Origin of the sequence: Pseudomonas sp. S37, from assembly GCF_016658545.1 — a bacterium.
In the GTDB taxonomy this organism is placed as follows: Bacteria; Pseudomonadota; Gammaproteobacteria; order Pseudomonadales; family Pseudomonadaceae; genus Aquipseudomonas.
The window spans coordinates 185,305-206,772 of record NZ_JACVZC010000001.1 but is presented as its reverse complement, the minus strand read 5'-3'; the positions used below and the strand labels follow the sequence as shown (position 1 = coordinate 206,772).

Genomic DNA, 21,468 nt, shown 5'->3' with positions numbered 1-21,468 from the left:
TGATGAAACTGCACGCTTTACGTGGCCTGGTGTTGCCGCTGTTGCTGCTCGGTGCCTGGGAATATGCCTCGCGCCAGAGCGCGGCCGGCGCCTACGCCTTTGTGCCGCTGGCGCAGGTGGGCACGGCACTGGCCGAACTGCTGGCCAGCGGTGAACTGCTGGTCAACCTGTGGGCGAGCCTGCTGCGCACCTGCAGCGGCCTGGCCATCGGCATTGTCGGCGGCATTGGCCTGGGGGCGCTGATGGCCCTGTGCACACCGGCCAACCGGTTGATCGCACCACTGTTCCACGCCCTGCGCCAGGTGCCGATGCTGGGCTGGATCCCGCTGATTGCCTTGTGGCTGGGCAACGGCGAAGGCGCCAAGCTGCTGATCGTCAGCCTGGCGGCGTTGTACCCGATGGTGCTGAACACTTTCGAAAGCCTGCGCCAGGTTGCCGGCCAGCACCGTGAAGCCGCACAGGTGCTGATGCTCAGCCGCTGGCAGCAACTGTGGCTGATCCTGCTGCCCGCCGCCCTGCCGGGTATTGCCGCCGGGGTGTTGCAGGCCCTGGCCTTCGCCTGGGTGACGTCGGTGGGCAGTGAGCTGTTCCTGTCCGCCGGGGCCGGCCTTGGCAGCCTGATGATGAACGCCGAAGCCGCCGCACGCATGGAAATCATCGTCGTCTGCGTGCTGTGCATCGGCCTGTGTGGCTACCTGATGTCCTGGCTGTGCTCCCTGCTTACCCGCCGCCTGCTGCGCTGGCGCCCTACCCGTTGAAAGGCCCGACCATGAACGCCATCGCCCATGCCTTACCCACCAGCGCCAGCACTGGCGCCCTGACCATTCGCGGCCTGAGCAAGGCCTACCCGCTTAAAGGCAAGCCGGTGCCAGTGCTCGAAGGCATCGACCTGGACATCCGCCCCGGCGAGTTCGTCAGCATTCTCGGCGCCAGCGGCTGCGGCAAGTCGACCTTGCTGCGCCTGATTGTCGGCCTCGACCAGGACTACCAGGGGCAGATCCTGCTGGACCAGCACGCCGTGCGCGGCCCGGGCCTGGAGCGCGGTATCGTGTTCCAGGACCACCGCCTGTTCCCGTGGATGACCTTGCAGCAGAACATTGCCCTGGCCTTGAAGAACCATGCGCTACCGGCCGCCGAAAAGCACCGCCTGGTGGCCGAACACATCGCACTGGTGGGCCTGAGCGGCTACGAGCAGGCCTACCCGCACCAGTTGTCCGGCGGCATGGCCCAGCGCGCGGCGATTGCCCGGGCGCTGGTGAACAAGCCCAAGGTGCTGTTGCTGGACGAACCGCTGGGGGCGCTGGATGCCCTGACCCGGGTGCGCCTGCAGCAGGAGTTGCAGCGCATCTGGGTGCAGGAGCGCTGCACGGTGATCATGGTGACCCATGACATCGAAGAAGCGCTGTACCTGGGTGACCGGGTGATCGTGATGGATGCGCACCCGGGGCGGATTCGCGAGGACCTGCGGATTGACCTGCCGCACCCGCGCCAGCGCGATAGCTTGGTGTTGCAGGGATACAAGCAGCGTTTGCTGGGGGAGTTGGTGGGCCACTGAACATTGCCAGGCTCGTAGGCGCTGCGCGTACCCTGTAGGAGCGGGTTTACCCGCGAATGCGTTGTTGAATGTGTCGACGCATTCGCGGGTAAACCCGCTCCTACAGGCGGCCGTTCTAGAAGTCGTAACGCAGGTTCAGGCTGGCATTACGCGGGTCGCCATAGTGCCCGACGCTACCACCGATCCCCGAATAGTACTTCTCGTCAAACAGGTTGTTCACGTTCAGCGTAGCCGCCAGATGCTCCGTTACCTGATAACGCGCCATCAGGCTGGCCACCGTATAGTCGTCCTGCGTAGCCCGGGCCTTCAGGGTGGAGTAATACAGCGAAGTGCCCGAGTTCCACGACACCCCACCACCCACGGTCAGCTTGTTCCAGTCACCCTGCAGCCGGTAGGTGTTCCAGAAGCGGAACGTATCCATCGCCAGTTGCGTCAGCTGGCGCACACCGTCGGCGTCTTCGGTGCGGGCATGGCTGTAACCCGCCATGACTTGCCAGCCCGGTAGCACCTCACCGGACAGCTCCATGTCGATACCCTTGGTTTCGGTACCCTGGGCGGCCTTGAAGGCCTGCTCACCTACCGTACCATTGACGGTTTTAATACCGTCCGCCACCGCCAGATTATCCCGTTTGACCAGGAACAGCGCCGTGCTGGCATTCAGTCGGCCGCCGTAGAACTCCCCCTTCCAGCCCACCTCGTAGTTGCTACCCACCACCGGACCGATGAACGAGCCGTTGATATCGCGACTGGATTGCGGCTTGAAGATATCGCTGTAGCTGACATACAACGACTGCTCAGGCGTCAGGTCGTAAGTAATACCCGCGTAGGGTGTTACCTCTCCCCGTTCATGCATTTTGGTTGTCTGCGGTTCGCCCGACCAGTAGTAATAGTCGTAATCGTAGTCCGAGCTACGCGCGCCGACGATGACATTCAAATCATCCAGCACATTGAACCTGAATGCCGCATAAGTGCCGCGCTGGCTGCTCTTGATATCCAGGATCTCCCCCACTGCCCCCGTGTCGCCAGGGCGCGGCAGGTAGTTGTCCCAGTCATTGAAATTGACAAAGCTGATGCCCACGTCATAACCGGTGTGGTCGTTCCTGTAATCCTGGTAGTTGAAGCCGGTGATGAACTCGTGGGTGCGCCCGAACAACGAAAACGGCCCCTGCAAGGTGGCGTCGATGCCACGCTGGGTCTGGTCTGCCTCGGCGTTATAACGCAGCATGCGGGCCTCGCCAGTCGCCTCGTTGATCCACGAGCGCCCTGTCGAGGTCTGGTACGAGCCGTTGTAGTTGTCCCGGTCGGAAGTCATGTAGTTGGCGGCCAGCTTCAGTTGCCAGTCGTTGGCAAAACGATGCTCGGCAGCCATGAAGTAATTGGTGGTTTCCAGTTCATCGTACATCCATCGGGCACCGGAACTGGTGGAACGGGAAAAGTGGGTCTGCTGGCCATTGCTGTAGATCAGCGGTACACCTGGGGAGCCGGTCCCCTTGAACTTCTGGTAGTCCACCCCGAAGCGCAGGAGCGTGTCCTCGTTCAGGTCGGCCTCGAGTACGCCGTAGAGGATGTCTTTTTCTTCCTTGTACCAGTCGCGAAAGCTGCCGTTCTTCTGCTTGGCCGCTACCAACCGGCCACGCAGGTCGCCACCCTCGGTCAATGGCCCGGAGACATCGGCTTCGCCACGGTAATAATCCCAGGCACCGACGGTCGCCTGGGCATGTGACTGGAACGCGCGGGTCGGGCGCTTGCGGATCAGGTTCACCACACCTCCGGGCTCACCTGCACCGGTCATCAGGCCGGTGGCTCCGCGCACCACCTCGACCCGGTCATACAAGGTCATGTCCAGCAGGGTACTGGGCATGTTGCGGGTCTGGTTTTCCTGGGTGGTGGTCACCCCGTCCAGCTGATAGGTATTGATGGCACTGCCACGGGAGTAGATGTTGTAACGCAGGCCGCCGTCCTGGGACATGGTGATGCCGGGCGTCTGGTTCAGCACCTGGGTCACGCTGTTGAGTTGCTGGTCATCCATGCGCTGACGGGTGACCACGCTGATCGATTGCGGGGTTTCGCGAATCGACAGGTTCATCTTGGTGGCGGTGCTGGTGGAACCGGTGGTGTACGACCCGGTGCCTTCGGTGGTTTCACCCAGCAGCCGCGAGTTGATCGACGTGGCCCCGAGCTCCAGCGCCCCGCTCGGCTCTACGGCCGGGGCCAACAGGTAGTTGCCGCTGTCGGTCCTGAACGCGCTCAGGCCGGTACCCGCCAGCAACCGGGCAAGGCCCTGCTCGACGCTGAAACTGCCCTCCACCCCCGGGCTGGTCTTGCCCGCCGTAAGGCTGGCGTCGATCGACAACGGGATGCCGGCCTGGCGGCCGAACTGGCTGAGCGCCTGGTCAAGTGGCGCTGCAGCGATATCGAAGCGCAGGATGCTGTTGGCTGCCGGCTGCGCCTGCACGGCGCTGGCAACGGCCAGGCTGCCCAGTGCCAGGCCGGTGGCGAAAGCCAGGTGAATGGCGCGGGCCAGCGGGGTAATGCGATACGTCATGTGGATCGTCCGGAAGGGTCAAGGGAGCCGCGTTGTGGGCGGGGTATGCCCTGAAGCCAATCGAGAACGAAAAAACTGCGCTGAGCGTGAAAATAATTTTCAGGCGTCACCTTTCGGTACCAGCGTCACCCAATAGCGCGTGCGCCGCTGGATGCTCACCGGCAGGCTGCTTTCCAGCAAGGCGAGGATGCGTTCGTTGTCATCCAGCGGGTAGGAACCGGTCACTCGCAGCCCGGCCACACGCGGGTCGCAGCGCAGGATACCGGGGCGATAGCGGGCAAGCTGGCTGACCAGATCGCCCAGGCGGGTGGCCTGGGCAATCACCAGGCCATCGACCCAGGCATCGTCCTGCGCCGCCAGCGGGCTGAGGTGAATGCCTTCGCCCTCCAGCCTCGCACGCTGGCCGCTTTCGATAATTTGCTGACCTTGGCCTTGTCGCAGCAAGGCTGCCACGCGCCCACTGCTGACCGACAGTAGCGTGCCCTGGCAATCGTCGCCGCAACGTACGGTGAAGCGGGTGCCAAGCGGGCGCATCACGGCATCCGTGGTCTGCACCTGCAGCGGCCGGCCGAGGGGGTCGTGGCCAGTCACCACGTTGATCTCGCCATGGCGCAACAGGATGCGCCGTGCGCTGGCGTTGAAGTCGATGTCCACTGCCGTGGCGGTGTTCAGCCACAGTTGGGTGCCGTCAGCCAGCACCTGCCGGCGGCGCTCGCCTGTAGCGGTACTGAGGTCGGCCAGCTCGCCCTGCAGCCACTGGCTGTCCCTGGTCTGCCAACCAAGGGCACCCAGCAGGCTGGCGCCCATCAGCATTTTCAACAGCGTACGGCGGTCGCCACTGACATAGCGGGCGTGCTGCAGTGCCGAGCGGGCCACGGGGTTTCGCAACATATCCGCGCTGCCATGGAGCAACGCCGGCAAACCCGCCATGCGCTGCCAGGCACGCTCGTGCTCGCTGTCGGCCTGCCGCCAGCGCTCAAGTTCACGCAGTTGCTCGGCGCTGATATCGCCGGACTGGGTCAACGAGTACCAGGCGATGGCCTGCTGCCGTACAGCGGGGGAAACAGGCTCGGTTGCAGGCATGGCGCTAGTCGAACTGGCTGGCATAGCAACGCTCGAAGGCCTTGAGCATGGCCCGCTGTACCTGGTCGACGCTCAAGCCCAATTGCGCGGCAATCTGCTTGTAGGTCAGCCCGTCCAGTTGTGACAGCAGGAAGATCTCCCGCACCCGCGGCGACAGCCCGTGCAGCAGTTCATCGAGCTGGGTGAGGGTTTCGATCAGCAGGTGGCGTTGCTCGGCGGAAATCTCGTGCTGCTCGGGCTGCGCCGCCAGTGCCTCGGCATAGGCACGCTCCACTGCCAGGCGCCGCCAACGGTTGATCAGCAGGCTGTTGGCGATGGTCGCCAGGTACGCCAAGGGGCGTTGCAGGTCGTTGACCGGGCGCCGGGCCCGCAGGATACGCACGAAGGTGTCCTGGGCCAGGTCATCGGCATCGGCGGCCTCCCCCAGACGCTTCATCAGCCAGCGCTTCAACCAGCTGTGATGCTGCGTGTAGAGGTGCTCGACATCCAGGTCGAAGGAGCTTTGGGGTCCCATTGGCGAGAGGCCTGCTTGTGCATCTGCTGAAGGCCATATGATAATCACTCTCAATTGAGCGATGCAAGGCAGCCTGCCTGGCCGTTGCGCCCTCTTGTTCCATTGGCCTGCCATCACCATAATGATAAGAATTCTTATTTGAACCGACTGTATGAAAAAGCCCTGCATGGATGCACACGCCCAGGTCGATGGCCTTTACCGTGACCACCACCGCTGGCTGCGCAACTGGCTGCAACCGCGGCTCAGCTGCCAGCACCTGGCCACCGACATGGTGCAGGATGTATTCGTGCGTATCCTCACGGCAGACAACGCCGCCGAGCGCCTGCAAGCCGTTCGCGAACCCAAGGGCTACCTGGCCACCATCGCTCGCCGGCTGATGATCGACCACTTCCGCCGCGCGCGCCTGGAGCGGGCCTGGCTGCAGACCCTGGCCGAACAGCCCGAGGCGCTGGATATCTCTGAAGAGGACCGCGCCGTACTGCTGGAAACCCTGTGCGAACTGGACACCATGCTGGCCGGGCTGGGGCTGGAAGTGCGCCGGGCGTTCCTGCTGTCGCAACTAGAGGGCATGCCGTACAAGGCCATCGCCGAGCAACTGGGCATCTCGCTGTCCACGGTCAACCGGCACATGGCCAAGGCGCTGCACCACTGCCTGCTGTTCAACCTCGAAGCAGGCCTGCAATGAGCGTGACCGACCCGACGCAGCGCGCAGCACTGGAGCAGGCGGTGCAGTGGTACACGCTGCTGCAGAGCGGCTCAGCCGGGCCGCAGGACCACCTTGGCTGGCAACAGTGGCTGCAACAGGCCACAGCCAACCAGTGGGCCTGGGCGCAGATCGAGCGCCTGCAGCAACGCCTGCAAGGCGTGCCCGCTGCGGTGGCCGGGCGCACCCTGGACCTGGCCGGCCAAGCCCGGTACAACAGCCGGCGCAGCGTGCTCAAGGGCGTGGCATTGATGCTCGGTGGCAGCAGCCTGGGCTGGCTGGGTGTCGAACAGTTCGAGAACGGCGCCTGGCTTGCCGACTATCACACCCAGGTGGGCCAGCGCCTGCCCGTTGCCCTGGCCGATGGCGGCCAGCTGATGCTCAACACCGACAGCGCGGCAGATGTGCGCTATGACGCGCACCAGCGGCTGATCCAGCTGCGTCGCGGTGAGGTGATGGTCACAACCGCAGGCGACCCAGCGGGCCGGCCGTTCTTCGTGCAGACCGCCCATGGCCGGGTGCAGGCCTTGGGCACGCGCTTTTCGGTGCGCCTGCTGGAGGGGCAGACGCAGGTGGCGGTGTTCGAGCATCAGGTGCGTATCGCCCCTCTGCACGGCGCCCCGCTGCTGCTGCAGCCCGGGCAGTACAGCTACTTTTCTGCAACCAGTGCAGCCCCGGTACGGCAACTGGCTGACCAACAGGATGCCTGGACCCAGGGCCTGCTGGTGGCCAATGAGCAGCGGCTGGACACGCTGCTCGCCGAACTGGGCCGTTACCGCAGCGGTTGGTTACGCTGCGACCCGGCGGTAGCCGGGTTGCGGGTAAGCGGCACCTTCCCGGTAGACGACAGCGACAAGGCCTTACGCGCGATCACCAGCGTGTTGCCGGTAAGCATCGTACGGCGCACCCGCTACTGGGTGACCGTCAGCGCGTTGCATGGCGCCTGAAAACTTTTTTGCGCAGCGATGAGATTTCTTCTCTTTCTCATCCGACTCAGGGGTAACGGGTGCATGACCCGCTTGCCAACATAAGAGAAGCCTTCCATGAAAACGCATCATCCGCTCCGCCCGCTGGCGGCCGGTATCCGCAATGCCCTGCTGGTGTCGGCGCTGCTCGCTGCCACCCCTGCCCTGGCTGAAACCACACCCCGTGAATACCACATCGGCCAAGGCGACCTGGGCCAGGCGCTGACCCGCTTCGCCACCCAGGCCGGCATTGTGCTGTCGTTCGACCCGGCCGCCACCCAAGGCCGCAAGTCGCCGGGCCTGGAGGGCGTATATGGGGTAGACGAAGGCTTGCGGGCACTGTTGTCGGGCAGTGGTTTGCGGGTGATGCGCGAAAGCGACGAACGCTGGTTCATCCTCCCGGCAGGTGAGGAAAGCGGGGCCATGGAGCTGTCGGCAACGCATGTGAACAGCGTCGGGCTGGGCGCTACCACCGAAGGCACCGGGTCGTACACCACCGGCGTGACCAGTACGGCGACCAAGATGAACCTGTCGATCCGTGAGACGCCGCAGAGCATCAGTGTGGTTACCCGCCAGCAAATGGACGACCAGCACCTGGCCAGCATCACCGATGTGCTTAAACAGAACCCGGGTATCACCATGTCCCAGGACGGCGGCGAGCGCTTTCACATCTATTCGCGTGGTTCCGAAATAAGCACCTACCAGCTCGACGGCGTCAACACCGTCCAGGAATACCTGACCCGCAACATGCCCAGCACGCTGATGGACATGGCCATCTTCGACCGTGTGGAGATCGTGCGCGGGGCTACGGGCCTGATGACCGGTGCAGGGGAACCGAATGGTGTGGTCAACATGGTGCGCAAGCGCCCCACACGCGAGTTTCAGTCCTACGTACAGGCTGGCGTCGGTTCCTGGGACTACTACCGCACCGAGGCCGACGTTGCCGGCCCGCTGGTCGAAGGTGGCAAGCTGCGCGGTCGGCTGGTGGCCGCCAAGCAGAACAATCACAGCTTCATGGACTGGTACAGCCAGGACCGAGACCTGTTGTACGGCGTGCTTGAAGCAGACCTTACCGACACCACCACCGCGCGCCTGGGGGTGGACTACCAGACCTACAACGCCAACGGCGCCCCCGGCGTACCGCTGTTCTACAAAAACGGCCAGCCGACCGACTTTTCCCGCTCGACCAGCAGTGGCCCGCGCTGGATGTATGAAGACTACACGACCAAAAACTACGCCTTTGGCCTGGACCAGGAGCTTGCCAACGGCTGGCAATTGAAACTGGCGGCCAACTACATGGACGTTGATCGCGACTCGCTGTCAGCGTTCTATCGCACCGGTGCCGGGGTGGCGACCCTCGAGCAGGCTACCGGCCAGGCCACCCTCGACCTGCTGGAAGTCGAGGCGCATCAGGTGCAGCGCGGCATGAACATTACCTTGCAGGGCCCGTTCGAGCTGCTAGGGCAATCCCATGACCTGATCGTAGGTTTCGATTACCTGGATTACCGCAACAACCACCTGACCGGGTCGGCGGGATCGCCAACGTTCAACTTCTTCACCTGGGGCAACCGCATACCGCAGCCAGGCAGCTACGCCCCTGTACTGGATTACGACGTCAACATCCGTCAGACCGGCTACTTCGCTGCCACCCGCCTCAACTTTACCGATGACCTGCACCTGATTCTGGGCGCGCGGACCACCGACTACCGCTACGACGCCCACCAGGTCTCGCTGCCCAGCGGTTTCGACAGGCCGTCCAACCTGCAGGAGACGGGTGAAGTCGTACCCTACATGGGGCTGATCTATGACCTGACTGCCGATCAATCGCTGTACGCCAGTTACACCGATATCTTCAAGCCGCAGACCGCCAAGGACCGGACCGGCAAGGTGTTGGACCCGGTCACCGGCAACAACTACGAAATGGGTTGGAAAGGTGAGTTCTACGAAGGCCGGCTCAACGCCAGCGCGGCAATCTACCTGATCAAACGGGACAACTTTGCCGAAGAAGACACTGGCTTTACCATTCCTGGTGAGCCGAACTCAACGGCATCACGCGCGGTAAGCGGCGCCGAGACCAAGGGTATTGATCTGGAGCTTTCCGGAGAGGTGGCCAATGGCTGGAACGTGCATACCGGGTACAGCCATTCACGTACGGAGAACGCCCAAGGCGGCCGCCTGACACCGCAACTGCCGCTGGATACATTCCGGCTGTGGTCAACCTATCGCTTGCCGGGTGAGTGGCAGCGCCTGACCGTTGGCGGTGGTGTGAACTGGAACTCCAAGCAGTCACTGGTCACCACACTCGGCACACGTATCACTCAGGAAGACTATGCCGTGGCAAGCGTGATGGCGCGTTACAAGCTCAGCGAAAACCTGGCCGCCAGTGTCAACGTCGAAAACCTCTTTGACAAGAAATACTACGCAGGCCTGGCGGGCAACTATGGCCACTACGGGGCGCCGAGGAACGCCACGTTGAACCTGCGTTATGACTTCTGAATCAGCTGATGTGCTGTGCTACTGTCCGGCATCACCCTCAAGGAGCTGCACACATGGACGTACGCTGCACATCGATTGAAGAAGTTCGCGCGCGCATCGATTACATCGACCGCGACCTGGTCACCCTGCTCGCCCAGCGCGGTCAGCTGGTGACCCAGGCGGCGGCCTTCAAGAAAACCACCGATGACGTGCGCGCACCGGCGCGAGTCGAGCAGGTAATTGCCAAGGTGCGCGGGATTGCCGGGGAAACCGGGGCTTCACCGGAGGTGGTAGAGCGGGTGTATCGGGCGATGATCGCGGCGTTTGTCGATGAAGAGCTGCAGGTGCATGCGGGCTTGGCCTGCAAGTAAACCGGGGCCCCTGTGGGAGCGGCTTTAGCCGCGAAGAATCCAACGCGGTGCATGGCACCGGCTGCGCCGGTGTTCGCGGCTAAAGCCGCTCCCACAGGGATGCATCAGGGCTGACAGGTGTTGGCCACAAGGTATGCAGGGACTGTGAGACCGAGCGCCGCGCGGGCGGCGCTCGATCTCACAGGCGCCGACGATGCCGCGGCGAGCAACTGGCACCCCTGATGCCATTGCCAGAAACCATGGAATCTTCCACAGAGCCCAGGTTGACGCTGGGCCCTGTGGGAGCGGGCGTGCCCGCGAATGGGCCGCAAAGCGGCCCCTGTAGCATACCTCAACCCGCCAGGATGAAGTCCGCTGCGGTCACCGTGGTCGCATCTGCCACCCCCACCAGGCGGATGGAGTCGGCTGCGCCGATGCTGACCAGGGTATCCGCGCCAACATCGGCGATGATCACGCTGGCAGCAAAGGTGGCCGCGGTGATGTTGAGGGCGGTGATATCCAGCCGGTCCTGGCCACCCGCCGCAAGGGCATCGAAGTTGATGATCAGGTCGTTGCCGAAACCGGCCGCGAACTGGAACACATCGTTGCCGTCGGTGGCGATCATGGTGTCGTTGCCGGCACCACCTACCACCGTGTCGTTACCACCGGCACCGTTGAGGAAGTCGTTGCCGGCGCCCCCGAGCAAGGTGTCGTTGCCAACATCACCAAACAGCGTGTCGTTGCCATCGCCGCCCTGCAGGGTGTCGTTGCCGTTGCCACCGTCCAGGCTGTCATCGCCAGCACCACCGTTGAGCGTGTCGTTACCGGCGTCGCCCAGCAGCGTGTCGTTGCCGTCACCGCCCTCCAGGCTGTCATCACCCCCGCCACCGTTCAGGCGGTCGGCGCCCAGGCCGCCGAACAGCTGGTCATTGCCCGCATCGCCGTTGAGCGTGTCGTTGCCGGCATTGCCGTTGAGCACGTCGTTGCCACCGTCACCGCTGAGCGTGTCGTTACCTGCCGCGCCGTTGATGATGTTGGCCAGGCCATTACCGACACCGGTGAAGTTGCCCGCCCCGGTATAGGTCAGGTTTTCGACGTTGTTGGCCAAGGTATGGCTGGCCAGCGTGGTACGTACCAGGTCCGTACCTGCCCCTGTGGCTTCGACCACCACGTCGCCGGCGTCATCCACCACATAGGTGTCGTTACCTACCCCACCCACCAGGCGGTCGGCCCCCGCGCCGCCATCAAGCAGGTCGTTGCCGGCGCCCCCCGTAAGGGTGTTGGCCAGCGCGTTACCGGTACCGGTGAAAGCGCTGCTGCCGGTGTAGGTGAGGTTTTCGACGTTGGCCCCCAAGGTGTAGCTGGCCAGGCTGGTCTGTACCAGGTCGGTACCGCCGTTCAGCGCCTCGGTGACCGTGTCGCCAGCGTTGTCGACCACGAAAGTATCGTTGCCGGCCCCGCCGTTCATGGCATCCGCGCCAAGCCCACCGTTGAGGATGTCATTGCCGTCCTCGCCATTGAGGATATCGCCATCGTCTCCGCCGTTGAGCGTGTCGTTACCGACACCCCCGAACAACTGGTCGGCGCCGCCCAGGCCATTGAGGATGTCGTTGCCACCCAGCCCCGAGATGATGTCGTTGCCCGCACCGCCGGTGAGGGTGTTGGCAGCGTTGGTACCAGTCAACACCACACCGGCCGGCACCGTCACGGCTGCAGTTGCCGCCGATGTCAGCGACTCCAGGGTGCCGAAGCCGTCGGTGTAGCGCACGACCACCCGCAACTGCTGGTTGCCCTGGGCAAAGCCCGGGGTGAAGGTGGCTGCGGTGGCGCCGGCGATGTTGGCGAAGGTGCCGCCAGTGCCCTGTTGCCACTGGAAGGTGAAGGCACCCAGGCCATCCAGGTCGGCAATCGCCCCCGTGAGCGCGGTCAGCGTCTGCCCCTGGTCAGGGGTGGTGTCGCTGATCAGCACCGCACCCGTCGGGGCGTCGTTGACGTTGGCCACCGGGTCGAGGATGTCGGAGGCGACACTTTCCTGCACGCCAAAGTCATCCACGTAGCTGACCACCACCCGCATGTTCTGCCCCACTTGCGCCTGGGTCAGGACGAAGGTGCTGCCGATGGCCCCAGCAATGTTAACCCAACCGACACCGCGGTTGGACTGCCACTGGAAGCTGAACTGCGGGTTGCTCAGGCCATCGGCATCGACGATGGTTGCCGGGTTGGCGGTGAGCGTCTGGTTCTGGCGCAGCAGCCCGGTCACGGTCGGCCCGGCACTTGGCGCGCTGTTCGGCGACGAGTCGACGATTTCCAGCGTGCCCTTGGCGTCCTGGTACACCCCACGTACGCGGATGCTCAGGCCAGCCACATCATCAGTTACCCGGTAGGTGCTGCCGATGGCCCGCGAAACCTCGCCGGCGGCGACGAAGGTGATGTCTTCGTACACCCCCGAGCCTGGCAGGCGCTCGACCTGCCAGTAATAGGCGATCGGGCCGTTGACCGCACCGCTGGCATTGCCCGCGCTGACGTTGTCGGCATCATGCACCGCCAGGTTGGTGACCTTCAGCAACTGGCCGCTGACCGGCGTGTCGTCACGTACGCCGCTGGCCGCATCGAGAATCACCAGGTGCCCCGAAGGGCCTGCGTTTACTGCAGTGCCCACGCCAGAGGCCCGCGCGGTGTCCGAGAACTGCAACCGCTCGATACCGGTCAGGTGGTCGACACCATCACGCCCGGCCACCAGGTCGGTGACGGTCACCGAGTTGCCATCGACCACCACGTTGTAGTCGGTGGACACCCCCGAGAACAGCGCGGTGTCGTAGTTGTCGGTACCGCTGAGAATTTCCCGCACAATCACCAGCTGGCCCGGGTTGTAGGTGCCATTGAGCATGAACGGCACCATCGGCTCCATGCTGTTGAAGCTGGCGATTTCCGGGCCGGTGCCATCGTGGTTGGCGCGCACGCTGATGCGTACGTTCAGCCACTTGTCACCGTCGAGAATATCGTCCCCGCCACGGCCTTCGAGCAGGTCGCTGCCGCTGCCACCGAGGATGATGTTGCCGCCGTCGTAGAACGTCGCGCCAGCGGCCAGCAAGCCGGCCAGGCCGTCGATCAGGCTGATGTTGGTCAGCACACTGCCCGTCGCGCCAGCGGTAGGCAGTGAGGTGGCGTCTTCGTTGTCACCGCGCAGGAAGTCGCCATGCGCTGAACCCGACAGGCCTTCCATGATGTCAAAGCGCACCAGCGCCGAAGCCCCCGAGCCGGGTACCGGCGGCACATCGAAGAAGCGGTCGCTGTAATCGATGGTCACGCCTTGGGCGAGGTCCTTGAAGGTTGCCCAGTCATAACCCGAACCCCCGATATAGCGGTCGCCGAAGCCCAGGCTGCCGACCATGATGTCGTCGCCGCCTTCACCGTTGAACTTGTCGTTCTCGTTGCCACCGATGAACACGTCGTTGCCGATGACCGGGTCGTTGCCGAGCGGGTCGAAGTTGTCGCCAGGTGCGCCGTCCGAGGTGCCCTTCTCGATCCAGTCGTCGCCTTCGTTGCCCATGTCCTGCTCATTGGCCTTGCTGCCGAGGATAAAGTCATTGCCTTGGCCGCCAATGGCTTCGGAGGCATCCTCACCGGTAACGATGAAGTCGTTGCCGAAACCGCCGATGATCAGGTTGATGCCGTTACCGCCGTGCAGCACGTCGTTGCCGTCGCCGCCCTGGATGTTGTCGTCACCGCCCATGTCGCTGATGATGTCGTCGCCGGCACCGCCGCGCAGCTGGTCATTGCCGTCGCCACCTTCGATACGGTCGTTGCCGGCATCGCCCCACACCGTGTCGTCACCCTCGCTGGCGACCAGGATGTCGTCACCGTTGGTACCGCCCAGCACAATGTGCTCGGTACCGGCATAGCGGATGTAGTTGCTGTCCGGGCCAGCCGTCAGCGGGCTGTCGCGGAACACCACCTGCTGGCCGTTTTCGCCCAGCGGGTCGGCATTGCCCAGGCCGTCGTTGTACTGCTTGCTCTGGTCCAGCTCCAGGTAGAAGCCAGGGTCGGAGAACACCAGGCCCGGCAGGTGCGTGGCCGAGGTGTTGGCCATGATCAGCTTGGCGAACGAGTTGCTTTCCAGCTCGGCGTTCATCGACAGGCCGGCGGTGCGTTCCAGGTAATAGAAGCGGTCGCCGTCCTGCAGTTTCTCCATCTGGTTCTCGAACACGAAGTTGAAGGTGGTGCCGAGCATGCCGCCGAACGGGGTTTTCTCTTCGGCCAGGCCACCGATCCACAGGTCGATGGCATCGACACCGGTGATGGTCACCCCTTTCAGGTCATCGACGGTGCCCAGTACGCCATCCTTGCCGGCCAGGGTCTTGTTGGCCCAGGCGCCGCTGCTGTTGAGGAAGTCCAGGCGGTCGGCCGGCGCACCATCGCCACCGAACACCAGGGCCATGGCCGCAGCGCGTTTTTCCAGCAGCGTGGTGGCCCCGGTGATGCTGCTGTGGGTGCCGTAGGCGGCGATGAAGTTGATCAGCGACTCCGGATGCTTCAGGTGCTGCACCAGGTCGACCCAGCTGGTGTAGGGCTTGAGCTGGGTATCGCCGGTTTGCCCGTAGATATCGCGGCGCAAGGCGTTCAGCGAGGGGATGCCAACGTCGCGGCCACGGGCGATGTTGATGGCCGGCAGGTCCAGCGGCAGGCCAAGCAGGTTATTGCGCAGCGCCTCGGTGACGAACTCGTCGATTTCGTTACCGGCCTGGCGGGTGACCCCGCGCACGATGGCACTGGTGGCGTCCTCGGGGGTAACGCCGCTGGCGGCATAGGCCAGCGGGTTGAGGAACGCCGCGATCAGCCCCAGTTGCTGGTCGGGGTTGGCGCTGGCCGGGTCCTTGATCACGTTGAAGTCGATGTCGAAACGGTCGACGGTCTCGGTCAGCATCGAATGGCCGAAGCGGTACACGGTGTGGGCGAACTCGGCCACGATCGAGGCGTCGAGGTCGACGTCGTACACCTGGGTCGGGGCGAAGAACAGGTCGACCCGTGGTTGCACGGTACGGGCGAACTCCTCGAACACCAGGTGCTGGTACTGCATTTCGGTGCCGAACTTGGCCGCCTGGAACAGCCGCTCGCCGTTCCACACCAGGGCGTTGACCTCGGCCGGGGTGGTTGGCAATGCCGTTACCGGGTTGAGTAGCCACTCGTTGAGGAAGGCCAGGTCCTTCGAGTCAAGCACGGTGTCCTTGGTCTGTGCCACCAGCCGGTTGTGCTCGGCATGGAAGATCGCATGCACGGCAGTCAGGCCGATGTTCTCGTTGACCCGGCCGTCACCGGCGATGTAGTGCGCGTCCAGCAGCTCGTTGTCGTAGGCCAGGTTGGCCCCGGTGTTCGGGTTGACGGCTACCGCGTTGCCGGCAACATTGTCGGCATCCGGCGCCAGTACCCCAGCGTTGAACACCGGCACGGCATTGTGGGCGATGTCGGCCAGGAACTGGTGGCCGGTGCGCACGGCATTGACCAGGCTGATCGGCGCCAGCGGGTTGCCTTCTACCTGTTGGTCATCGGCAGTGCCGGCGATGCCGTCGGCCCCCTTCATCACTACCATCGGGTAGCCATGCGGCCCCTTGATAAAGTTGCCGTAGGCGTCAGTGGCCAGCAGCGGCACGTTGTCGACATCGGCGTCAGTCAGGTTGATGCCGAGCAGGTCGCGGGCCTGGGCCTTGACCACCTTCCAGGTGGCCATGCCGCCGATTTCGTGGTCGTCGGCAGTGCCGAACTTGCCATCGGCGCCCAGGTCGCGGTTGGTGATCAGCTGGCCGGTTGCAACCGGGCCATTGGCCGTCATCATGTACGCGCGCAGGAACACCTGGTGCGAGGGGTGCGAGCTGTAGGTCTGGTTCTGGTCCACGAACGGCGTGGTGGTGTTGGTGTGCTCGTGAATGTCGTCGGCCGTGCCGAGTACACCATCGGCGCCGGGCAGGTTGGTGGCACGGGTCACCACCATGAAGTTGGTGAAGCCGTTCTGCACATACAGCGGGTCGTCAGGCTTGAGCGGGATGTAGATGGTGCCCGAACCGCCCTTGGTGACCAGGTCCAGGCCATGGTCGAAGAACTGCCCGAAGAAGGTCATCCAGGCGTTGAACGGCGCGGACAGCCCGGCATCGGCGGCGGTGTTCTCGAACAGGTACACGTCGTGGTCGTCAGCGGTACCGAACTGGCCGTCCATGCCCGGGCTGGCGACAACGCGTACGCCGTCCTTGAGCACGTCGTCATTGCCCTGCGCACCGAAGTCGAGCTTGCCGTTCAGGCCAGGGTCATAGGCGGTGGCATAGGCCGCCGGGTTGTTCGAGGTCTGGTCGACGATCAGGTTGCTGATGGTACGCGGCTGCGAATCGAACACCGCGCCGTTGGTCTGCTGGTACGAAGACCCCGGAATGGCCGGCGAGCCAGGGCCGAAGAAGCCGGCCGGCGCGCCTTCTGCCGGGTTGAAGACCGGGTCGGCGAGGCGCGGGAACACGTTGTCGGCAGCACCGTACTGGGTGTGGTTGTTGCCGTTGAGGTTCATCAGGTTGTTGTTCGAACCATCCACCGCGCGCAGGCCCAGCGGCGCGCGGATGTTGGGGATCAGCGAGAGGATGTCCTGGCCATGGGCATCGGCCTCGGCAATCTTGATCTGCGCGAGGATGAAGTTGAGGTCCGAACGGACCATGTGCAGGCCTGCGCCCCCGTCGCTGGCATCCACCACCGGCACGGCCGGTGTCGGCACCACCGGCGCGCCCGGCAGCACGGCGCCGGTAGGCTGCGAGAACAGCACTTCGGTGGTGCCGTGGGCATCCTGGTAAATGGCCTTGACCCGCAAGTTCAGGCCGGCCAGGTCTGGCGAGACCTTGAACGAGGTGCCGTCGGCACTCTGGAACGCCAGGTCGCCGGCGGGCAGCAGGATGATGTCCTGGAACACACCGCTGCCTGGGTCGGCCTCGAACTGCCAGTAATAGGACACAGAACTGTTGGCCAGCGTACCCAGCGGGTTGCCTGTGCCAATGTTGTCGGCATCGCGCACGCCGGCCACGCTGACCGTAAGCATGTCGCCCACGGTGATGGTACCCGCGTTGCCACCGGTTACCGTGGGGTTGCCGGTGGGCTGTGCGTTCACCCCTTGCACCAGCACGCGCTGGCTGTCGGCGAACTGCAGGCGCTCGATGTGCAGCAGGGTATCGACCCCGTCGCGGCCGGCCACGGTGTCGGTCACGGTCCAAACGTCATCGGCCGTGTCGGCGGTACCCTTGGTGTTCTGGGTGACCACGTATTCGCTCTGCACCCCCGTGAATACCGCGGTGTCGAAGGCCGCGCCGCCCGTCGAGGTGCCGGGCAGGATTTCCCGCACGGCCTTGAGCTGGCCGGGGTTGTAGGTACGGTCGAGCATGAACGGGATCATGTCGACCATGCTGTTGAAGCTGGCGATTTCCGGGCCGGTGTGGTTGACGTCGCCCGGGGCGTACACCGCGATGCGCACGTTCAGCCACTTGTCGCCGTCAATCAGGTCATCACCACCACGGCCTTCGATCAGGTCGCTGCCGTTGCCGCCCAGCATGATGTTGCCGGTGGCAAAGCCGCTGGTTGGCAGGCCGGCATCGGTCAGGAACTGCCGCAAGCCGTGGATCAGGTCGACGTTGGTCAGGGCGCTGCCCGTGGCGCCGCCATGGTTGAGGATGGTCACGGCGTCGACGTCATCGCCTTTGAGCACGTCGGCGAATTTTGAACCAGACACCCCTTCCACCTCGGCAAAGCGGTCGAGGATGCTGGCCGGCGATGCACCGACCGGGTTGAATACCCCGGCGTTCTGGTTCGGCGCATTGCCATGGGGCTGGGCCAGGGCGGCCAGGCTCAGGTCGACGGTAACGCCCACCTGGTCATTCTTGTAGGTCACCCAGTCGAAGCCGGACATGCCATCCATCTTGTCCTGGGCGTCACTGCCGACGAAGATGTCGTCGCCGCCCTCGCCGATCATTTCGTCAAAGCCGCCGCCACCGACGAAGATGTCATTGCCGACCACTTCGTCACCCAGCAGCGGCGCAAAGTTGTCGCCGGGTGCACCGTCCTGGGTGCCCTTCTCGATCCAGTCGTCGCCCTCGTTGCCGGTGGGTGGCAGGTTGGTCTTGGCACCAAGGATGAAGTCATCGCCCTGGCCGCCGAAGGTGGTGCTGATGTCTTCGGTGGTGATGATGAAGTCCTGGCCATCGCCACCGAGGATCAGGTTGCCGGCCGCCAGCATGCTGCCGGCAACGATCACGTCGTTGCCGGCGTTGCCTTCCAGGCGGTTGTCACCGAACGAATCGGTGATGATGTCGTCGCCTGCGCCGCCGAGCACCGCGTCATTGCCCGCGCCGCCTTCCAGCACATCGTCGCCGGCATCGCCGTAGACGGTGTCGTCGCCGTCACCGGAGATGATGATGTCGTTGCCGGAGGTGCCGCCCAGCACCACGTGGTCTTCGCCGGTGTAGTGCAGGTAGTTACTATCTGGCCCCACCGTGTCGGGGTTGTCGCGGATTACCAGCGGCACCAGCTCGACGCCGTTGATCATGATGCCGCCCGTCGGGTCGGCGCGGCCGTCGGCGCCCAGGCCGGTGAACTGGTTGGCCTGGTTCACTTCGAGGGTGAAGGTGGGCGTGAGGAACACGGTGTTGGACAGGTGGGTGACGTCGGAGTTGAGCATGATCAGCTTGGCGAACGAATTGTTCTCAAGCTCGGTGCCGAAGTTCATGCCCGCCGTGCGCGACAGGTAGTAGAACCGGTCACCGTTCTGCAGTGCTTCCAGCTGGGTTTCGAAGACGAAGTTGAAACTTGAACCGAGCATGCCGCCAAAGGGCATTTTCTTCTCGGCCAGGCCGCCGACCCAGAAGTCGATGGCATCGACGCCGGTAATGGTCACCCCGGCATGGTTGGCCCAGGCGCCGGTGCCGTTGAGGAAGTCCAGACGGTCAGCCGGTGCGCCGTCGCCGCCCAGCACCAGCGCCACTGCGGCCGCGCGCTTGGCCGCTTCGGTGGTGGCCCCGGTGATGCTGCCGTGGCTGCCGTAGGCGGCGATGAAGTTGATCAGCGATGCCGGGTGCTTGAGGTGGTCGGCAAAGTCGACCCAGCTGATGTAGGGCTTGAGCTGGCTGTCACCGGTGGCGGCGTAGAACTCGCGACGCGCCTCGTTCAGGCTGGGGATGCCGGTGTCACGGCCACGGGCGATGTTCAACGCCGGCAGGTCAAGCGGCAGGCCGAGCAGGTTGTTGCGCAGGGCTTCGGTAACGAATTCGTCGATTTCGTTGCCCAGTTGGCGGGTGACACCGCGAATGATCGCGCCGGCCGCTTCGTCGGCAGTGGCGCCACTTTCAGCAAACGCCAGCGGGTTGAGGAAGGCGGCGATCAGGCCCAGTTGCGGGTCGCCGTTGACCGTGTCGAAGTCAGCGTCGAAGCGGTCGACGGTTTCGGTCAGCATCGAGTGGCCAAAGCGGTACACCACATGGGCGAACTCGGCGAGGATGGCCGGGTTGATCGAGGTGTCGTAGCCGTTGGGCGCGAGGAACTCGTCGATCTGCGGCTGGATGGTGCGGGCGAACTCTTCGAACACCAGGTGCTGGTACTGCATTTCGGTGCCGAACTTGGCGGCCTGGAACAGCCGCTCGCCGTCCCACACCAGCGCGGCGATGCCGGCGGGCGTGGTGGGGATGGCGCTGACGTCATCGACCAGCCATTCGTTGAGGAACGCCAGGTCACCGGCAGCCAGCAGGGTGTCCTTGGTTTGCTGCACCAGGCGGTTGTGCTCGGAGTGGAACACATGGTGCACGGCAGTCAGGCCGATGTTTTCGTTCACCCGGCCATCGCCAGCGATGTAGTGGGCGTCCAGCAGTTCGTTGTCGTAGGTCAGGTTGTTGCCGCCCTGCCCCACAGGCTGTGCGTTGCCGGTGGCGCTATCGGCGTCAGCCTGCAGCACGCCGCCGACCACCACTGGCGCGGCATTGTGGGCAATGTCATCGAGAAAACCATGCCCGGTGCTCACGGCATTGGCCAGGCTGATGGGCGCGGCGCGGTTGCCTTCGACCAGTGTGGTGACGTCGTCGGCGGTGCCAGCGATGCCATCGGCGCCATTGTTCACGCGCATGACCACCTGCGGCATGCCGTTAGGCCCGCGCAGGAAGTTGCCATAGGGGTCGGTGGCCAGCAGCGGCACGCTGTGCACGTCGGCGTCGGTCAGGTTGATACCCAGCAGGTCACGGGCCTGGGCCTTGACCACCGCCCAGGTGGCCATGCCGCCGTTTTCGCTGTTGCCATCGTCGCCCGTGCCGAACTTGCCATCGGCACCCAGGTCGCGGTTGGTGATCAGCCGCCCGGTCGCGACCGGGTCGCCTGCGGCATTGAGCGTGTACTCGCGCAGGAACACCTGGTGCGACGGGTGCGAGCTGTAGGTCTGGCTCTGGTCGACAAACGGCGAGGTGGTGTTGGGCTGGCCATCATCGGCGGTGCCTACCACGCCATCGGCACCGGCCGTACGCACGGCGCGCGGCAGCACCATGAAGTTGGTCGGGCTATTGGCCTTGTACAGCGGGTCGTCCGGCAGCAGCGGGATGAACACGATGTCGCTGTTGCTTTTGCTGACCAGGTCCAGGCCATGGTCGAAGAACTGGCCGAAGAAGGTCATCCAGGCGTTGAAGCCGGCAGTCAGGCCGACGTCCGGCGAAACGTTGGGGATGAAGAACACCGGCTTGTCGTCGGCGGTACCGAACACCCCGTCGATGCCCGGGCTCATCACCGGGGCCGCGCCGCCATTGGCCTCGACTGCGGCCGGGTTGTTCGCCGTCTGGTCAACGATCAGGTTGCTGATGGTACGCGGTTGCGAATCGGTGACCGTGCCGGTGCCGGCGTAGTTGGCGCGGTACGAGGCATCGAGCAGGCGCAGGAACGAATTGTCGGCGGCGCCGAACCCGCTTTGCCCCGCGACCAGGTTGTTGTAGCTGCCATCCACGGTGCGCAGGCCAAACGGTACCTGGCTGTTGGGCAGCAGGTCGATCAGGCTGGTGCCTGCGGCATGGGCTTCGGCGATGAAGATTTGCTTGAGGATGAATTCCAGGTCCGACTTGCTGAAATTGGCCATTTCAATTGCCCTCGATGTCGGGAGAAATCACAGGGCAACAGGGTCCTTCCCGCGCCCAGTCAGGTTTGACGTGCGCAGTTTCTGGTCATGGGTTCTGGGGCTGCTGGACGGCGCCGTACTGACGCCGCTGGCCTCATCGCCGGCAAGCCGGTTCCCGTC

10 protein-coding genes are annotated in these 21,468 nt (G+C 64.3%); 6 read left to right on the top strand and 4 right to left on the bottom strand.

Annotated features, from left to right (window positions below):
* The first annotated feature begins 2 nt into the window (after window positions 1-2).
* Both IAE39_RS00785 and IAE39_RS00780 read left to right on the top strand, forming a co-directional pair.
* Window positions 3-758, top strand: a complete 756-nt coding sequence (locus IAE39_RS00785) for an ABC transporter permease (RefSeq protein WP_201198464.1) — start codon at window positions 3-5, stop codon at window positions 756-758.
* An 11-nt stretch (window positions 759-769) separates the two neighbouring features.
* Window positions 770-1,555, top strand: a complete 786-nt coding sequence (locus tag IAE39_RS00780; protein ID WP_201198462.1) for an ABC transporter ATP-binding protein — start codon at window positions 770-772, stop codon at window positions 1,553-1,555.
* A gap of 115 nt (window positions 1,556-1,670) precedes the next feature.
* On the opposite strand, the gene IAE39_RS00775 is transcribed toward IAE39_RS00780, so the two are convergent.
* The 3 genes from IAE39_RS00775 to IAE39_RS00765 form a co-directional block, all read right to left on the bottom strand.
* Complete coding sequence (locus tag IAE39_RS00775; protein WP_201198460.1) at window positions 1,671-4,100, bottom strand: TonB-dependent siderophore receptor; 2,430 nt, start codon at window positions 4,098-4,100, stop codon at window positions 1,671-1,673.
* 99 nt (window positions 4,101-4,199) lie between these two features.
* A complete protein-coding gene (locus IAE39_RS00770) occupies window positions 4,200-5,183 on the bottom strand; it encodes a FecR domain-containing protein (RefSeq protein ID WP_201198458.1) in 984 nt (327 codons plus the stop codon).
* A gap of 4 nt (window positions 5,184-5,187) precedes the next feature.
* Entirely contained in the window at window positions 5,188-5,697 is a 510-nt protein-coding gene (locus tag IAE39_RS00765; protein ID WP_201198456.1) for a sigma-70 family RNA polymerase sigma factor, read from the bottom strand.
* A 166-nt stretch (window positions 5,698-5,863) separates the two neighbouring features.
* Here IAE39_RS00765 and IAE39_RS00760 point away from each other — a divergent pair, with 166 nt between their 5' ends.
* The 4 genes from IAE39_RS00760 to IAE39_RS00745 all read left to right on the top strand — a co-directional run bounded on the left by IAE39_RS00760 (window position 5,864) and on the right by IAE39_RS00745 (window position 10,211).
* Window positions 5,864-6,382 (top strand): sigma-70 family RNA polymerase sigma factor, encoded by a 519-nt coding sequence (locus tag IAE39_RS00760; RefSeq protein WP_201198454.1) that lies wholly within the window; start codon window positions 5,864-5,866, stop codon window positions 6,380-6,382.
* Window positions 6,379-7,347: a FecR domain-containing protein gene (locus IAE39_RS00755; RefSeq protein WP_201198452.1), complete on the top strand. Its 969-nt coding sequence runs from the start codon at window positions 6,379-6,381 to the stop codon at window positions 7,345-7,347. Before IAE39_RS00760 ends, IAE39_RS00755 begins: the two co-directional genes overlap by 4 nt.
* 96 nt (window positions 7,348-7,443) lie before the next feature.
* Window positions 7,444-9,861 (top strand): TonB-dependent siderophore receptor, encoded by a 2,418-nt coding sequence (locus IAE39_RS00750; RefSeq protein WP_201198449.1) that lies wholly within the window; start codon window positions 7,444-7,446, stop codon window positions 9,859-9,861.
* A 53-nt stretch (window positions 9,862-9,914) separates the two neighbouring features.
* A complete protein-coding gene (locus IAE39_RS00745) occupies window positions 9,915-10,211 on the top strand; it encodes a chorismate mutase (protein ID WP_201198447.1) in 297 nt (98 codons plus the stop codon).
* Between the two features lie 331 nt (window positions 10,212-10,542).
* Here the strand turns inward: IAE39_RS00745 and IAE39_RS00740 are convergent, their stop codons facing one another.
* Entirely contained in the window at window positions 10,543-21,309 is a 10,767-nt protein-coding gene (locus IAE39_RS00740) for a peroxidase family protein (RefSeq protein WP_201198445.1), read from the bottom strand.
* Between the last annotated feature and the right edge of the window lie 159 nt (window positions 21,310-21,468).

What these genes read in the sequence shown, in the direction of transcription:
- IAE39_RS00785 (WP_201198464.1), top strand. Translation starts at nt 3, where the DNA reads ATGAAACTGCACGCTTTACGTGGCCTGGTGTTGCCGCTGTTGCTGCTC.
- IAE39_RS00780 (WP_201198462.1), top strand. Translation starts at nt 770, where the DNA reads ATGAACGCCATCGCCCATGCCTTACCCACCAGCGCCAGCACTGGCGCC.
- IAE39_RS00775 (WP_201198460.1), bottom strand. Translation starts at nt 4,100, where the DNA reads ATGACGTATCGCATTACCCCGCTGGCCCGCGCCATTCACCTGGCTTTC.
- IAE39_RS00770 (WP_201198458.1), bottom strand. Translation starts at nt 5,183, where the DNA reads ATGCCTGCAACCGAGCCTGTTTCCCCCGCTGTACGGCAGCAGGCCATC.
- IAE39_RS00765 (WP_201198456.1), bottom strand. Translation starts at nt 5,697, where the DNA reads ATGGGACCCCAAAGCTCCTTCGACCTGGATGTCGAGCACCTCTACACG.
- IAE39_RS00760 (WP_201198454.1), top strand. Translation starts at nt 5,864, where the DNA reads ATGGATGCACACGCCCAGGTCGATGGCCTTTACCGTGACCACCACCGC.
- IAE39_RS00755 (WP_201198452.1), top strand. Translation starts at nt 6,379, where the DNA reads ATGAGCGTGACCGACCCGACGCAGCGCGCAGCACTGGAGCAGGCGGTG.
- IAE39_RS00750 (WP_201198449.1), top strand. Translation starts at nt 7,444, where the DNA reads ATGAAAACGCATCATCCGCTCCGCCCGCTGGCGGCCGGTATCCGCAAT.
- IAE39_RS00745 (WP_201198447.1), top strand. Translation starts at nt 9,915, where the DNA reads ATGGACGTACGCTGCACATCGATTGAAGAAGTTCGCGCGCGCATCGAT.
- IAE39_RS00740 (WP_201198445.1), bottom strand. Translation starts at nt 21,309, where the DNA reads ATGGCCAATTTCAGCAAGTCGGACCTGGAATTCATCCTCAAGCAAATC.